14 protein-coding genes are annotated in these 15,125 nt (G+C 66.9%); 2 read left to right on the plus strand and 12 right to left on the minus strand.

Translation table 11 applies throughout. The features are described 5' to 3' along the window. Window positions 1-19: 19 nt before the first annotated feature. The 5 genes from NWF22_RS24070 to NWF22_RS24090 form a co-directional block, all read right to left on the minus strand. The gene (locus NWF22_RS24070; RefSeq protein ID WP_160901252.1) at window positions 20-2,512 is read right to left on the minus strand and encodes an FAD-dependent oxidoreductase; all 2,493 of its coding nucleotides are present in this window, start codon (window positions 2,510-2,512) and stop codon (window positions 20-22) included. Between the two features lie 174 nt (window positions 2,513-2,686). After that, entirely contained in the window at window positions 2,687-3,433 is a 747-nt protein-coding gene (locus tag NWF22_RS24075) for a succinate dehydrogenase/fumarate reductase iron-sulfur subunit (protein WP_160901251.1), read from the minus strand. A 2-nt stretch (window positions 3,434-3,435) separates the two neighbouring features. Beyond that, entirely contained in the window at window positions 3,436-5,382 is a 1,947-nt protein-coding gene (locus NWF22_RS24080) for a fumarate reductase/succinate dehydrogenase flavoprotein subunit (protein WP_160901250.1), read from the minus strand. A 58-nt stretch (window positions 5,383-5,440) separates the two neighbouring features. Further along, window positions 5,441-6,265: a succinate dehydrogenase subunit SdhC gene (gene sdhC, locus NWF22_RS24085; protein WP_160901249.1), complete on the minus strand. Its 825-nt coding sequence runs from the start codon at window positions 6,263-6,265 to the stop codon at window positions 5,441-5,443. Then, a complete protein-coding gene (locus NWF22_RS24090) occupies window positions 6,262-6,552 on the minus strand; it encodes an Rv0250c family protein (protein WP_160901248.1) in 291 nt (96 codons plus the stop codon). The genes sdhC and NWF22_RS24090 overlap by 4 nt, the downstream gene beginning before the upstream one ends. A gap of 111 nt (window positions 6,553-6,663) precedes the next feature. Here NWF22_RS24090 and NWF22_RS24095 point away from each other — a divergent pair, with 111 nt between their 5' ends. Then, a complete protein-coding gene (locus tag NWF22_RS24095; protein WP_160901247.1) occupies window positions 6,664-7,086 on the plus strand; it encodes a DUF1801 domain-containing protein in 423 nt (140 codons plus the stop codon). A gap of 6 nt (window positions 7,087-7,092) precedes the next feature. On the opposite strand, the gene NWF22_RS24100 is transcribed toward NWF22_RS24095, so the two are convergent. From NWF22_RS24100 to NWF22_RS24120, 5 genes are all read right to left on the minus strand, one after another. Next, complete coding sequence (locus tag NWF22_RS24100; RefSeq protein ID WP_160901489.1) at window positions 7,093-7,848, minus strand: glutamine amidotransferase; 756 nt, start codon at window positions 7,846-7,848, stop codon at window positions 7,093-7,095. A 5-nt stretch (window positions 7,849-7,853) separates the two neighbouring features. Continuing rightward, on the minus strand, window positions 7,854-8,141 hold the full coding sequence (locus tag NWF22_RS24105) for a hypothetical protein (RefSeq protein ID WP_160901246.1): 288 nt from the start codon (window positions 8,139-8,141) through the stop codon (window positions 7,854-7,856). Between the two features lie 74 nt (window positions 8,142-8,215). Continuing rightward, window positions 8,216-8,737: a flavodoxin domain-containing protein gene (locus tag NWF22_RS24110; protein WP_160901245.1), complete on the minus strand. Its 522-nt coding sequence runs from the start codon at window positions 8,735-8,737 to the stop codon at window positions 8,216-8,218. A 63-nt stretch (window positions 8,738-8,800) separates the two neighbouring features. Continuing rightward, window positions 8,801-9,733 (minus strand): sodium:calcium antiporter, encoded by a 933-nt coding sequence (locus NWF22_RS24115; RefSeq protein WP_160901244.1) that lies wholly within the window; start codon window positions 9,731-9,733, stop codon window positions 8,801-8,803. A 67-nt stretch (window positions 9,734-9,800) separates the two neighbouring features. Continuing rightward, window positions 9,801-10,847 (minus strand): class I SAM-dependent methyltransferase, encoded by a 1,047-nt coding sequence (locus NWF22_RS24120; RefSeq protein WP_160901243.1) that lies wholly within the window; start codon window positions 10,845-10,847, stop codon window positions 9,801-9,803. 149 nt (window positions 10,848-10,996) lie between these two features. Here NWF22_RS24120 and NWF22_RS24125 point away from each other — a divergent pair, with 149 nt between their 5' ends. Further along, window positions 10,997-13,819, plus strand: coding sequence for an AfsR/SARP family transcriptional regulator (locus NWF22_RS24125; protein WP_160901242.1), 2,823 nt, complete (start codon window positions 10,997-10,999; stop codon window positions 13,817-13,819). On the opposite strand, the gene NWF22_RS24130 is transcribed toward NWF22_RS24125, so the two are convergent. Both NWF22_RS24130 and NWF22_RS24135 read right to left on the minus strand, forming a co-directional pair. Next, window positions 13,811-14,260: a DoxX family protein gene (locus NWF22_RS24130; protein ID WP_373692030.1), complete on the minus strand. Its 450-nt coding sequence runs from the start codon at window positions 14,258-14,260 to the stop codon at window positions 13,811-13,813. The genes NWF22_RS24125 and NWF22_RS24130 overlap by 9 nt on opposite strands. Window positions 14,261-14,351: 91 nt before the next feature. Further along, window positions 14,352-15,029: a phosphoribosyltransferase gene (locus NWF22_RS24135; protein ID WP_160901241.1), complete on the minus strand. Its 678-nt coding sequence runs from the start codon at window positions 15,027-15,029 to the stop codon at window positions 14,352-14,354. Window positions 15,030-15,125 lie beyond the last annotated feature (96 nt).

Raw genomic sequence — 15,125 nt, forward strand, 5'->3', positions numbered from 1 at the left:
GGACGTCGCCGCCCGACGTTCAGATGAACAGGGTCGTACCGGATTCCTGCGCCTCACCGAGGAAGGTCGCCACACCGCCGAACTCGATCCCGTCGATGAGATCGGCCTCCGCGATTCCCAGCAGTTCCATCGTCATCGTGCAGCCGATCAGGCGTGCGCCGCCCTCCTGGGCCGAGGCGATCAACTCCGGCAGCGTGGGCACTCCGTGATCGGTCATCACCTTCTTGATCATGGAGGCTCCCGCACCGCCGAAGTTCATCGTCGACAGCGGCAGGTGGCCGGCACCCGATGGCATCATCATCGACATCATGCGCTCCATCGCCGACTTGTCGCGCGCCGGCGCGTCTTCGCGCCGCAGCGCATTGAGGCCCCAGAAGGTGAAGAAGATCGACACGTCCTCACCCATGGACACTGCGCCGTTGCCGATGATGAACGCGGCCAGCAGTTTGTCCAACTCCCCCGAGAACACCACCATCGAGGTCTTCGGCTTCACCGGACCCGACGGCGTGGTGACCACACCGGCACCACCCTTGCGCATGGTCGCGACGTAACCCGGACCTTCGGGTTCGATCTCCACCAACCGGTGACCGTTCTTCGACGCCCAGGCCGGCGCGTCGAGCGCGAACCCCGGATCGGACACGGTCACCCGCACCTCGTCTCCGACGCCGATGTCTTCCATGGCCTTGGACAGCTTCATGATCGGGCCCGGACAGGCCAGGCCCGTGCAATCGAGATCGATGAGTGTCCCGGTGGCCTCGGCCGGCGCAGCCGCGATCGAACTCGCCTCGGCGTAGGACTCCATCGGCGGCATCGCCTCGTAGACGTCCTCCGGCTTCTCGTGCACGGCCTTGAAGGTGGTGGAACCACCCGAGAGGGTGGCGACGTCGGTGAAGCCGGTCTGTACGAGCACACGGTGGGCGAGGTAGGACCGGAATCCGACGGCGCAGTACAGGCGCAATGGCTGGGCCCGGTCCCACTCCCCTGCCTCGATCGTCTTTCGCAGCGTCGGCAACGGCACGTTGACGGCACCGGGGATGTGCCAGAGGTCGTACTCCTCGGGCGTTCGCACATCGACGAGTACCGCCTCCTCGGTGGCCGCCGGGAAGTCCTCGGCGTACCACAGACGCAGGTCGCCGCGTAGCACGTTCGATGCGACGAACCCGGCCATGTTGATCGGGTCCTTCGCGGAGCCGAACGGCGGCGCGTAGGCGAGTTCCTGGTGCTCGAGGTCGAAAACCGTCATCTGCTGGCGGATGGCCATGGCCATCAGGTCGAGGCGTTTGTCGATGCCGTCGAACCCGCAGGCCTGGGCACCGAGCAGGCGGCCGTCGTCGGGCGAGAAGAGCACCTTGAGATGCATCATCGCGGTGCCCGGGTAGTACCCGGCGTGGCCCGAGGGGTGGACGTGGGCCGCCTGGTAGTCGACCCCGGACGCCTTGAGCTGGCCTTCGGTGGCGCCGGTGCCGCCGGCGACCATCTCGAACACCTTGACGATCGAGGTGCCCTGGGTGGACAGGTATTCGGTGTCGCGGCCGCAGATGTTCTCCGCGGCCACCCGCGCCTCGCGGTTGGCGGGTCCGGCCAACGGCGCCAGATAGCACCCCGGCAGCACGGTGTGCGGGGTCTCCACCGCATCGCCCGCCGCCCAGATGTCCGGGTCGGAGGTGCGCATGTGTGTATCGACGGCGATGCCGCCGTGTGCGCCGAGGGCCAGACCGGCGGCGGTGGCCAGCTGCGTGTCCGGTCGTACTCCGGCGGCGAGCACCACGAGATCGGCGGGTAGTGTGGTGCCGCTCTTGAGCTCCACGCTCACCCGCTCCCCGGACAGTGGCGCGAAGGCCGCAGCCGCGGTGGACAGGTGCACGCGGATGCCACGGCCCCGAAGATGCTGTTCGACGGGGATCGACATGTCACGATCGACCGGTGGCAGGATCTGGTCGGCCATCTCCACGACATCCACGGTGGCGCCGCGGTGGTGCAGGTTCTCGGCCATCTCGAGCCCGATGTAGCCGGCGCCGATGACCACGGCGTGTACCGGATCCCGTCGTCCGGCTTTTTGTTTCGCGAGTGCGGTGTCGAGACGCGCTTTGATGCGATCCATGTCACCGATCCGTCGCAGGACCTCCACCGCGGCATGATCGATGCCCGGCAGCGGCGGCCGGACCGGGGAGGCGCCCGGGCACAGGGCGAGCTTGTCGTAGGTTTCGGTGTACTCGGTCCCGGTGTCGACCCCGCGCACCGAGACGGTGTGCGCCGACGGGTCGATCGCGATCACCTCGGTGGCGATGCGCACGTCGATGTTGAGAGATTCGCGCAGGCTCTGCGGCGTCTGCAGCAGCAGCCGGTCGCGTTCACCGATGACCTCGCCGACGTGGTAGGGCAGGCCGCAGTTGGCGAATGAGACGTGGTGGCCCCGCTCGAAGACGATGATCTCGGCGGATTCGTCGAGGCGTCGTGCCCTGGCCGCTACGGAAGCCCCGGCAGCGACCCCACCTACAACAACGAGTTTCATCTGCGGACTCCCGGCTCGAGTAGAACACCTTCGTCGAGCCTAGAACGATCAGGATTCGATCACCGGCCAACCGCCCATGATGTACCGAAAGTTCACACACGAGATCGCCGGCATTGTGTCCGCACGCCGCCCGATCGATCCGAGGCGCGACCGACGCCCTGACGCTGTCGTCGTCTAGCGGCGAAAAAGCTTGTTGCCCAGCCACACCAGCGGATCGTAGTGACGATCCGCGACTCGTTCCTTCATCGGGATGAGCGCGTTGTCGGTGATCTTGATGTGCTCCGGGCACACCTCGGTACAGCATTTGGTGATATTGCACAGACCCAACCCGTGTTCGTACTGGGCCGAATCGCGGCGCTCGGCCACATCGAGGGGATGCATGTCGAGCTCGGCCACCCGCATGAGGAAGCGTGGCCCGGCAAAGTTCTGTTTGTTCTCCTCGTGATCACGGACCACGTGGCAGGTGTCCTGGCACAAGAAACACTCGATGCACTTGCGGAATTCCTGCGAACGCTGCACGTCGACCTGTTTCATGCGGTACTCCCCCGCTTTCAGCCCTTCCGGTGGAGTGAAGGCCTGGACCTCACGAGCTTTCGCATAGTTGAAGGAGACGTCGGTGACCAGATCGCGGATCACCGGGAACGTGCGCATGGGGGTCACCGTGATGACCTCGTCCTCGGTGAACGTCGACATCCTGGTCATGCACAACAGTTTCGGGCGACCATTCACCTCTGCCGAGCAGGACCCGCACTTGCCGGCCTTACAATTCCAGCGGACGGCCAGGTCAGGAGCCTGAGTGGCCTGCAACCGGTGCAGGATGTCGAGCACCACCTCGCCGTCATTGGCCAGGACGGTGTAGTCCTGCAGGTCGCCTCCGTCGGAGTCGCCTCGCCAGACCCGGAACTTCGCGTCGTAACCCATGTTCAGTGCTCCTCGTTGCCGTGAGTCCCGGCATGGCCTCCGGCGTCGGGGTGGCCGGCGATCTCGGCCGCGGTGTAATACTTTTCGAGCTCGTCGAAGTCGAACAGCTCCAGCAGGTCCGGACGCATCGGGATCTGCTCCTCGCGGACCACGGCGACCTCCGGGACGGGGGAATCGTCGCCGGCTTCGGTGGTGCAGACCAGCAGCGTGTTGCGCCATGCCGGGTCCATTGTGGGGAAGTCGTCACGGGTATGGCCCCCGCGGCTCTCGGTGCGCATGAGTGCTGCCCGTGCGACACACTCGCAGACCAGCAGCATGTTGCGCAGATCGACCGCCAGGTGCCAGCCCGGATTGAACTGACGATGACCTTCGACGGTCATGTTGCGTATTCGGCTGCGCATGTCGTCGAGGGCACTGATGGCCTCGTGGACCTCGGCCTCTTTGCGGATGATGCCCACGAGGTCGTTCATGAACTGTTGCAGGTCGGTGTGCAGTGTGTAGGGATTCTCCGGCGTGCCGTCGGTGGCAGGATCGAAGGGGGCCAACGCGAATGCCGCCGCCCGGTCGATGTCTGCGGGGGCGACCCGGGGGCTGGTGCGCAGCGATTCGATATAGGCCGCCGCACCGAGACCGGCGCGGCGGCCGAACACCAACAGGTCGGACAATGAGTTGCCGCCCAAGCGGTTCGAACCGTGCATGCCGCCGGAGCATTCACCGGCGGCGAACAGACCCGGCACGCGGGATGCCCCGGTGTCGGGGTCGACCTCGATGCCGCCCATCACGTAGTGACAGGTGGGCCCCACCTCCATCGGTTCGGCGGTGATGTCGACGTCGGCGAGCTCCTTGAACTGATGATGCATGGACGGCAGCCGCCGAATGATCTCGTCGGCCGGCATACGGGAGGCGATGTCGAGGTACACGCCACCGTGTTCGGTGCCGCGACCCGCCTTGACCTCTTCGTTGATCGCACGGGCGACCTCGTCACGAGGCAGCAGATCCGGGGTGCGGCGGGCGCTGTCGTTGTCGACGAGCCACTTGTCGGCCTCATCCTCGGATTCGGCGTACTGCCCTTTGAACACCGGAGGTATGTAGTCGAACATGAAGCGTTTGCCCTCGGTGTTCTTCAGGACGCCACCGTCACCTCGAACACCCTCGGTCACCAGAATCCCCTTGACGCTGGGCGGCCACACCATCCCGGTCGGATGGAACTGGATGAATTCCATGTTGATCAGACTGGCGCCGGCACGCAGCGCGAGTGCGTGACCGTCGCCGGTGTACTCCCAGGAATTCGAGGTCACCTTGAACGACTTGCCGATGCCTCCGGTCGCGAGCACCACGGCGGGCGCCTCGAACAACACGAACCGGCCGGATTCGCGCCAATAACCGAACGCGCCGGAGATGGCGTCACCGTCTTTGAGCAGTTCGGTGATCGTGCACTCGGCGAAGACCTTGATGCGTGCTTCGTAGTCGCCGGTGGCCGCATGGTCTTCCTGTTGCAGCGAGACGATCTTCTGCTGCATGGTCCGGATCAGCTCGAGGCCGGTCCGGTCACCGACGTGCGCCAGCCTCGGATACGTGTGGCCGCCGAAGTTGCGCTGGGCGATTCGTCCGTCGGCGGTTCGATCGAACAGGGCGCCATAGGTTTCCAGTTCCCACACCCGATCCGGGGCTTCTCTGGCGTGCAATTCGGCCATACGCCAGTTGTTGAGGAACTTCCCGCCGCGCATGGTGTCCTGGAAATGTGTCTGCCAGTTGTCCTTCTCGTTGGCGTTGCCCATCGATGCCGCACAACCGCCCTCGGCCATCACGGTGTGGGCCTTGCCGAACAATGACTTACACACCACGGCGACCGAGTAGCCCTTCTGGCGGGCCTCGATGACCGCGCGCAGTCCGGCGCCGCCCGCTCCGATGACGACGACGTCGTATTTGTGGCGTTCCGGTTCGGTCATCTGGCAGAAACTCCCAACGTCAGATCGATTGCGCAGCAGGCGCTGCGAGAACAGGGAATCAACCCACGAATCTCAGGTCGGAGATGGTGTTGCTGGCCACCAGCATGATGTAGAAGTCCGTGAGGACCAGGGTGCCGAGGGTGATCCAGGCGAACAGCATGTGCCGGGTGTTGAGCCGGGTGACCTGAGTCCACATCCAGTACCGGACCGGATGTGCCGAGAAGTGCTTGAGTCGACCACCGGTGGCGTGGCGACACGAATGACACGACACCGTGTACGCCCACAGCAGGATCACGTTGATCACGAGGATCACATTGCCGAGGCCGAATCCGAAACCGCCGTCCGCGCCGTGGAAGGCGTAGATCGCGTCATAGGTGTTGATCAGCGTGACCACCAGCGCCACATAGAAGAAGTAGCGGTGCGCGTTCTGCAGGATCAGTGGCAGCCGGGTCTCTCCGGTGTAGCGACCGTGCGGTTCGGCCACCGCGCAGGCCGGTGGTGACAGCCAGAACGACCGGTAGTAGGCCTTGCGGTAGTAGTAGCAGGTCAGGCGGAAGCCGAGCAGGAACGGCAATACCACGAACCCGAGCGGAATCCACATCGGGAGTTCCGGGAATGGTGTCCCGAAATGACTCGAGCCCGGCACACACGAGTCGCTCAGACACGGTGAGTAGAACGGTGTCAGGTAGTGATAGTCGTCCACCCAGTAGGCGGTGCGAACAAACGACCGCACCGTCGCATAGACGACGAATGCCGACAGCCCCAGCACGGTGAGCAGCGGCGGCAGCCACCATCTGTCCGATCGAAGGGTACGCACCGCGATGCGCGCCCGTCCCGGGGAAAAAACCCCGGCAGAATCCCGCTCAGCCGCGGGCGCGCTCACTTCGTGCGCTCACGCGAGTGGAAGCCCAGCCCTTCGTCTTGCGCACCGAGCCACGCGGCCTCGTCGGACTTGCTGTCCGGGACGTAGATCACGTCGTCCTTGCCCTTCACGCGAATCCGGGGAGGGAGCGCATGCTCGAAATCATGCAGGTCGATCTCCAACCGGTCGAGGTCATTGGCCATCCGGCGAACAGCGTCGCAGTCCCCGTAATGCGCCTTCAGCGTGACGATGTGATGCCGCAGCGCCCCGATGCTGCGATGGAGTTCCTTCATCTCGGCCGCTATCATGGCTTCCCTCCAGGATGGTGTGACAAATACCACAGTACTGGCCGGGACGACCGAGTCAACGGCTTTGGCCGAACGTGTCCCGACCGACGGGGCGTGACTAGATTTGAGGCCATGGCGATCAAGACCCAGCCGACCGATGCGTCCGTGCCCGATTTCCTCGATGCCGCCACCCCCGCCCGCCGGGTCAGCGAGGGCCACCACATCGATGAGATCATGCGCACCGAAACCGGCACCGAACCGGTGATGTGGGGCCCGTCGATCGTCGGATACGGGACCTATCGCTACGTCTCCCCGGCGAAAAGCTCCCGCACCGAAGGGAATTGGCCCAAGGTCGGATTCTCGCCACGAAAGTCGGCGATCGTCTTCTACGGCTTGAAAGATCTACCCGAGGGCGCCGCGCTACTGCCCGACCTCGGCACCTACACCGAAGGTGCCGGGTGTGTGTACGTGAAACGGCTGGACCAGATCGACCTCGACGTACTGCGTCGATTGATCCGCATCGCGTTCGGCCGTGGAGACGATCCGCCGCGGTAGCCGACCCTATGGTCGGCGACGATAGCGCTCGACGAAACGGCGCAGCACCGTGGGCGGGTGTCGGGCGTCGGTCGCCCGCGCCGCGGCCTGCAGCGATGTCGCCTCGGCGGGGTCGAAGTAGCCGAAGTCCCGGTAGACGTCGATGCGTGTGCACAGACTCTCGGCGTCGAGTTCGGGGTGGAACTGCGTGGCGTAGACATTGGTCCCGACACGAAACGCCTGAACCGGACAGGCGGCCGACGACGCGAGGTGTACCGCGCGAGCGGGTAGCCGGGTCGCGGCCTCCTTGTGTCCGCCGTAGGCGTCGAAGGTGCGCGGCAGTTCCGCGAACAGCGGGTCTCGGCGTCCCGGGGCGGTCAAGGTGACGCTCAGCGGTCCGACCGGCTCCCCGTGGGTGCGGTCGATGGTGGCCCCGATCGCCGACCCCAGGGTGCCCACCCCATAGCAGCAGCCGAGGAACGGGAAATCCACGGCGACGATCCTGCCGATCAGTTCCGACAACTCCGCTTCCACCCGACGCTGCGTCGCCTGCTTCGACTCGGCGGGGTCGCTCACATTGTATGGGCCGCCCCCCAGGATGATGCCCGACCAGTCGTCGAGATCGATCGGCCCCAACGGACGGTGGGTGAGGTTGACCGCCCGGAGTTCCTCGTCGGCGAGCCCGCCCAGTCGCAGCACCGACCGATGCTCGTCGACGGCCGCCTCGCGCTCGGCGCGGATGGACAGCAGCAGGAACGGGGATGACTCCGATCGTGTCGGCAACGCCGTCACCGCCGGAATCCGTCGACCATCGCCTCCATCGCGGCTTTCCCGGCTTCGTCGACGGTGAGACTCATGATCGACGACATGACGAGCAGCACGGCAAACTGCCGTGGACTGCGCGGCTTGCCGAACAGGGAGGTCTTCTCCTTGATCTGTAACTCGCGGAATGTCGAGACGGGGTTTCGGGCCGCCTCGTCCTTGCCGTGATGGCGGAACTTCGACACGGTGATCCCGTCGCAGACGATCGACTCGCCATCGACCCCGCGCACCTCGGTCTTCGGTATCTCGGACACACGCGCCTCCCCTCGGCGACATGGTATCCCGAGACGAGCGATTCTCCGGGCGCGGTGTGTGCCGACAGGGTTCGTCAGGCGTTCGCGCCCGCCGCCGAGCGCTGTCCGATGGACTCGGCCCACCGCCGTACGTCGGCCCAGTCGCGGTGGTCGCCCGGCCGGGCCCCCATCACCCACATCAGGAACCGAATACGCAGTTGCGGCGGGCGTCCGAATCTGCCGGCGAACGGATGGTATTCGACCGCGGCAAGCCGATCACGCAGCGCCGCGATGGTCGGCGGCACCTTGGTGCGGAAGATCGCTCCGACAGGTCCGCGGAGGACCGGCCCCATGCCCAGCGAGAACAGATACACCGGGCGCCGTCGGAGTTCGTCCTCGTTCTCGTCGACGAAGGCCACGAACTCGGGCAACAGCGCACCGTCGTGAATCGCACTGCCCGCCACCACGACGTCGAACGCCGCCGGGTCGGGGTGGTCGGTAACCGATGCGACGCTCACATCCGGTACCGAGGCGCGCAGATGCTCACCGAGACGCTCGGCGACCTCCGCGGTCGACCCGTCCGCACTGGCGAAAGCGACCAGAACCGTTGTGCTCATACACCCGATCGTTCTCGGGTCGGCCCGCCCGCCGATAGAGCCCAACGTCACCGCGACAACGCGTCAGGCGAGCAGGACCACATAGACGGCGACATACATACCCACCAGCGCCGTGCCGGTCACCCGGGTGTGACGCCCCCTCGCCACCAGCATCGCCACGGCGAGCACGACGGTGAGCGCTGCCACCAGGGCACCCCGTTCGACCAGCGCGACCGTGACGAGCGTGGGCGCGATGAGCGGCCCGATCCCGATCGACAATGTCGCGTCCACCATCGACGCACCCAGAGCATCGCCGACCGCCATCTCGGCGTGACCGCGGCGAAGCGCGGTGACGCTGAACAGCAACTCCGGCAGCGATGTGCCGAGCGAGGCACCGAAGAAGCTGACCAGGAACACCGGAACACCGGCGGCGTCGGCGAGCCGGACGACACCCCAGATCGCCGCCATCACGCCGAGGGTGATGACCGCGAGGCCCATCGCCAGCTGCGCCACGGCGCGCAGGTGGCCGCCATCGTCGGGCTCGGCGGTCTCCGTGTCGGAGTCACCGCCGAACCGCCAGACGACGAAAGACAACGCCACCCATGAGCCGACGAGCGCCGCACCGTCGCTGCGGGAGAGATCACCATCGCGCATCAACACCGCGGCCAACAGCAGCGCGGCGACGATCCCGATGCCGACGATGGTGGACCGGCGACGTGGGAGCAGCAGCGCGCCGCCGAGCAGTGGCATCAGTCCGAGGACGAGCGTGACCTGGGTGACGACAGAGCCGATCGAATCGCCGACGTTGACATCGCCGAGCCCCTGCAGCGACGCGACGATCGAATTGACGATCTCGGGCAGATCGGTGCCGAGCGCCACCAGTGTCATGCCGACGACGAAGGGCGGCAAACTCGTTCGCGCGACGAGGCTGTTCGCACCGGTGACCGCAACACGGGAGGCGAGCACCGCCACGGTGAACCCACCCACCATCGCCACGAGCGCCGCCGCCAACACCATGATCTACCGAGTATCACGCCCAGCCCGATAGCGCTGGGCGTGAATCCTCGGCAGATTTCGGGTGGGGTCAGGGCCGGATCTCGAACACCGCGTTGAAGCCGGTCTGCGCCGCCAACCGGAACCGGGTGAACCCGGCGTCCGCAGCGATCTGTCGGACCGCCGATTCGCCGGCCTGCGCTCCCAGGCTGTAGCCGCCGGGCTGCGACAGACTGTTGGGCAGGCACAGGAAGACCGACGCGCTGTAGAACAGTCGTCCCACCGGGTTGAAGTTCTCCTCCACGACGTCGGAGGCCGCCGGCTCCACGAGCAGCCAGGTGCCGTCGTCGGCCAGTGCCTCGCGTACTCGACGAGCCGCGCCGAGTGGATCGCCCATGTCGTGCAGGCAGTCGAACATGGTGATCAGGTCGTAGCCGGAACCGGCGAACGTCTGCGCGGTGCCGACCTCGAAACTCACTCGATCGGTCAGTCCGGCCTCGGCGGTGCGCTTGCGCGCCAGGGTGATCGACTCCTCGTGGTAGTCGACGCCGACCACCGAGCTGTTCGGGTAGGCGGCCGCGAGCAGGCGCGTCGACGACCCGAGGCCGCAGCCGACGTCGCCGATCCGAGCCCCCGCGTGCAGCTTGTCCTGCACCCCGGTCAGCGCCGGAATCCACGTCGGCACGAGTTCGGCCACATAGCCAGGCCGATAGAAGGCGTCGCACCCGACGAAGACGTCCTCGTCGTGCTCATGCCAGCCGACGCCCTCGCCGGTGCGGAATGCCTCGGTGATCTTCGGTTCCGCGCGTAGCGTCCCGAGTCCGGTACGAAATGCCGCGGGCACATTCGGGCCGTCCGGGTCGGCCAGGCAGAACGCCTGCTCCGGCGTCAGCGAGAACAGCTCTGTCGCGGGCTCATAGGTCACGTACCCACCCGCGGCCTGGCCGCGCAGCCACTCGGTCAGATACCGCTCGTGACAACCGGTGCGGGCGGCCAGGTCGCCTGGTGTCGCCGGTCCTTCGGCCAGCGACCGATACAGGCCGAGGCGTTCGCCGATCACCACCGAACCCGCGGCGTCGGTGGCGGCCATGTCCGCGACGACCTGACCCATGAACTCGGTTACCTTGTCGGGGTCCATCTCAGTTCTCCTCTCCCGTCGGCCGGCCCGGTGCCGGGCGACCACCGAAGAGTCGCCCGACGCGCTGTCACGTCGCTGTCGTCGGCTATCGTCGTGCTCACACGAGCGAGACCGAGCTCGTTCATGGGCCGAACGACTTGGGAGCGGCCATGCCCACCGTGCGCACACCGCCGACTATCCGCGTGAATCTGCTCGGTCCGCTGCAGCTCTTGGTCGATGGCGAGACCGTGGAGGTCCCCGGTCGGAAACGTCGCACTCTGCTGGTCGTGTTGGCGATGGCCGAAGGGACGACCGTACCGCTCGACGACCTTCTCGACGTGTTGTGGCCGTCGGGCGTCCCGGAGACCGGACGGCAGGCCTTGCAGAACCACATCTCCCGGTTGCGGTCTCAGCTCGGGCCGGCCGCCGCGCGCCTCGAGACACTGCCGGGTGGCTATCGCCTCGCGCTGGGGCACGACGAACTCGACGTCACCGAGGCCCGCATGTGCCTGGCCACGTCCAGACAACGCTCACCCGAGACATTCGACAGCCTCAGCCGGGCTCACGCTCTGTGGCGCGGCCCGGTTCTCCCTGATCTCACCGAGGTACCCACCATCGCCACCGCCGCCGTGGGCTACGCCCGACTGCGACAACAGATCAGTGATGCGCTGGTGGTCGCCGGCATCGCGGCGGGTCGGGCGGCGGAAGTGACCGACATCGCCATGGCCTCGCGAGAGGCTGACCCCCTGCGTGAACCCGGGACCGTACTGCACATGCGAGCGCTGGCGGCCACCGGTCGAGCGCCTGACGCGCTGCGGGTGGCCCGCGAGTTCCGGCGTCAGCTGGCCGACGAGACCGGCTTCGATCCCACGGCCGTGCTCGACGAGGCCGAACGAGATATCGCCGCCACCGTCGGAGACAATGCGTCACCGCAGCACGTCGCACCGCCCACCGGCGGGCCCCGGTTGATCGGACGGGAATCGCAGATCGCGGCCGTGCGTCGGTTACTCGACCACGAACGCCTCGTCACCATCGGCGGACCGGGCGGAGTCGGTAAGACCAGCCTCGCGCTCGCACTGGCCCGTGACCTCCCGGACACTGCGGTGATCGAGCTGGCGCCGGTCGCCGAAGCGGAGGCCGTCCCGCACGCTGTCGCGGCAGCGCTGGGCTTGCGCATCGAGCACGGCGACGTGCTGATGACATGTCTGGCCGTGCTGGGACAGCGTCCGGCAACGCTGGTCATCGACAACTGCGAGCATCTGATCGACGCCGCTCGCGATGTCGTGACACGAATCCTCGCCCGATGCCCAGACGTGCGGCTGGTCGCGACAAGCCGGGAGTCGCTCGGGTTGCCGGTCGAGATGGTCTTTCGGCTCGCCGCGCTACCGGTGCCGCGGACCGGCGACGATCCGGCCGACTCGCCGGCGGTGGCACTGTTCCTCGAACGCGCACATCGGGTTCGACCCGCCGCCCGACCGACGGAGGAGCAGCTGATGACGGTGGGCGAGATCGTCGCGCGCCTCGACGGGATCCCGCTGGCGATCGAGTTGGCCGCCGGGCGACTGTCCACCCTGTCTTTGGGTGACCTGCATGCGCGCCTGGACCGTTCACTCGATCTGCTGGGTGGCGGGCGGCCCGACCCGGACGCCCGGCACCGGACGCTGCGTGCCACCATCGAGTGGTCCTACCGGCTGCTGTCCGAGGACGAGCAGAATCTGTTCCGGGCGCTGTCGGTGTTCCCGGATGGTGTCGACCTCGACACGGCTGAATGGCTGGCGACCCAGCTGGGCCTGGCCACCGATCCTGCGGAGGCGTTGGCCCGGCTCGTCGATGCGTCCATGATCGACGCCTCGTTTCGCGGCGCCACCCGGTACCGGATGTTGGAGACGCTGCGGGCGTTCGGTGTCGACCGGTTGGTCGCTGCAGGAGAAGAACCGGCGGCCACCGACCGGATGCTGCGCTGGGCCTGCGCGCTGGCCGAGCGCGTCCACATCGGGATGGAGTCCCCGGCCGAGGCGTCCGCGGACACACTGCTGCGTCGCGAGATCCCGAACATGCGGGCTGCCTGGCGATCCGCGCGCACCACTGCGAACCTCGACGCTGCGGTCGCGATGGTGCTCGGTGTGTACAACGCGATCGCCTATCGGGATCTGATCGAGATCCGACGCTGGGCCGAGGATCTCGCGGCGGACCCGGCATTGCCGGGGCACCCGCGTGCAGGTGCGCTACTGGCGATTGCCGGTGAGGCCTGGTACCACGACGGTGACTATCGGAAAGCCGAAGCGCTGGCTCGTGCGGGCCTGGATCGGTCGGAGGGGCCGGACCGCTGGTACGGGCGGGCGGTGTCGTCGGTGGCAGACCTCGCCCGAGGTGATTGGGACCGGTGCGTCGAGCATTCGCTGGCCGCGGCGGAGCTGGCACCCGGAGGTGACGCTCTTGGCATCGCCGCGCTGGCCAGGGCATATTCCGGCGATGTGGACGCGGCGCGAGAGCTCAACGCACGGGGTTCGGCAGGTGCGGTGTCGCCGTCGATGCGATCATGGGCGGCATATGTCGACGGCGAGATCGCCAATATCGCCGGTGACGCCGAGGGCGCCCAACGGCACTACCGGACCGCCATCGAGCTCTCACAGGACTGTGGCGCAACGTTTTTCACGGGTGTGTCGAGGGTCGGACTGCTCTCGGCGCTGACAGCAGCGGGGCGGTACGACGCCGCGTTGCGTGGGTATCGCGACGTGCTCGACTATTTCGCGCGGACGGGCAACTGGACCCATCAGTGGACTGCACTGCGCAACCTCGCCGTACTGCTGCGCCGAAAAGGTGATCACGCCACCGCCGAAGCCATCGACACGGCTGCCGATCATGCCCCTGATGCTCCCGCGGTGGCCGGTGTGACCACCGTCGGGCGGTCGGTGGCCGTCACGGCCCTCGGCCGGGACGCGGTACTCGCGGCCGCGCGCACCGCGATCGACCGGCACATCACCTCACGCTGAGTCCGGATGCGTGCCGGTCGGCCGACTGCCTCGATTCCCGTCGGTCCCGGCGAACAGCGCCCAGACCACGAGCACCGGTTGGAAGAAGAGTCGGACCAGCCGCTCGGTGTCGGTGTCCAGGCCGAACGCGTCGATGTGCTCGACGTACTGGTGGACGTTGCCTGGGAACACAGCAACGAAGAACGCGGCGACCACCCACGAGACGAGCTTGCGATAACGGGGCAGCGCGATCAGCGCCAGACCCAGCAGTATCTCGACCACACCCGATGCGAGGACGACGAAGTCCTTGTCCAGCGGTACCCAGTCGGGAACCTGCGCCTGGAACTCCTCGCGCTGGGCGGTCAGGTGTCCCACGCCGGCGATGGCCAGCACGAGGCCGAGCGCCACACGTGCGATGGCCCGTGCGAGTGGCTGGCGAGTGGTGTTCGGTCTCAACAGCATCAATATCGCGCGCTCACCGGCTGATCTGTGGTCGATCTCGTCGGCCGACCGCCGGCCGGTGCGCCCGCCCTTGTCCGAATGCGCCATTCGATCAGCGCGTGCCGGCGTAGCTCAGCAACTCCCGGACGTCCTCATCGGTGATCGGCTCGAACTCGTCGTACGCCGCGCACACTCCGCGGAACGATTCCAGGATCGTCGGACAGATCACCTGTTCGACACCGGGGAACCTGTCCGCCATTCCCGGCGGCCCCAGCGGGACAGCGACTGTCACGCTTGCCGCGCCGAGACGCTGGAGCGCACCGACCGCGGCACACATCGTCGCTCCGGTCGCCACCCCGTCGTCGACCACGACGACGTCGGCGTCGCGCACCGCAAAGGCGGCGCGTCCGTGCCGGTGGACGCGGGCACAGCGATCGAGGTCGGCGCGTTCACGGCGCAGCATGGCCTCCCACTCGCTCTGCGTGATCCCGAGCCCACCGATGATCTCATCGTTGGTCACCACCACGTCCCCACACGCGATCGCACCGGCAGCCAACTCCGGTTGATCGGGCACCCCGACCTTGCGGACCGGCAACACGTCGAGCGGCACATCGAGGTGCTCGGCGACCTGCCGCGCCACCGGTACGCCACCACGGGGAAGGGCGACCACCATCAGGTGAGGCGACGACGCCACCTGCTCCGGAAGTTGACGCTCGACGTGCTCGGCGAGAATGCGGCCGGCGTGCACCCGGTTGCGGTACTCGCGACCGGCGAAGATGTGACTGGTCATGACAACCTCGTTTCATCGTGATGCCTGCGACCGGTCGTCTGAAGCCGCACCAACACCCTGCAGACTACCCGCGTCGGGTCGTCCGAAACATCAATA

It is taken from the genome of Gordonia mangrovi (assembly GCF_024734075.1).
GTDB classification, from domain to species: domain Bacteria; phylum Actinomycetota; class Actinomycetes; order Mycobacteriales; family Mycobacteriaceae; genus Gordonia; species Gordonia mangrovi.

Excerpts from the sequence above, each read along its gene's own strand:
- NWF22_RS24070 (WP_160901252.1), bottom strand. The coding sequence starts at position 2,512 with ATGAAACTCGTTGTTGTAGGTGGGGTCGCTGCCGGGGCTTCCGTAGCG.
- NWF22_RS24075 (WP_160901251.1), bottom strand. The coding sequence starts at position 3,433 with ATGGGTTACGACGCGAAGTTCCGGGTCTGGCGAGGCGACTCCGACGGA.
- NWF22_RS24080 (WP_160901250.1), bottom strand. The coding sequence starts at position 5,382 with ATGACCGAACCGGAACGCCACAAATACGACGTCGTCGTCATCGGAGCG.
- NWF22_RS24090 (WP_160901248.1), bottom strand. The coding sequence starts at position 6,552 with ATGATAGCGGCCGAGATGAAGGAACTCCATCGCAGCATCGGGGCGCTG.
- NWF22_RS24095 (WP_160901247.1), top strand. The coding sequence starts at position 6,664 with ATGGCGATCAAGACCCAGCCGACCGATGCGTCCGTGCCCGATTTCCTC.
- NWF22_RS24110 (WP_160901245.1), bottom strand. The coding sequence starts at position 8,737 with ATGAGCACAACGGTTCTGGTCGCTTTCGCCAGTGCGGACGGGTCGACC.
- NWF22_RS24115 (WP_160901244.1), bottom strand. The coding sequence starts at position 9,733 with ATGGTGTTGGCGGCGGCGCTCGTGGCGATGGTGGGTGGGTTCACCGTG.
- NWF22_RS24120 (WP_160901243.1), bottom strand. The coding sequence starts at position 10,847 with ATGGACCCCGACAAGGTAACCGAGTTCATGGGTCAGGTCGTCGCGGAC.
- NWF22_RS24125 (WP_160901242.1), top strand. The coding sequence starts at position 10,997 with ATGCCCACCGTGCGCACACCGCCGACTATCCGCGTGAATCTGCTCGGT.
- NWF22_RS24130 (WP_373692030.1), bottom strand. The coding sequence starts at position 14,260 with ATGCTGTTGAGACCGAACACCACTCGCCAGCCACTCGCACGGGCCATC.
- NWF22_RS24135 (WP_160901241.1), bottom strand. The coding sequence starts at position 15,029 with ATGACCAGTCACATCTTCGCCGGTCGCGAGTACCGCAACCGGGTGCAC.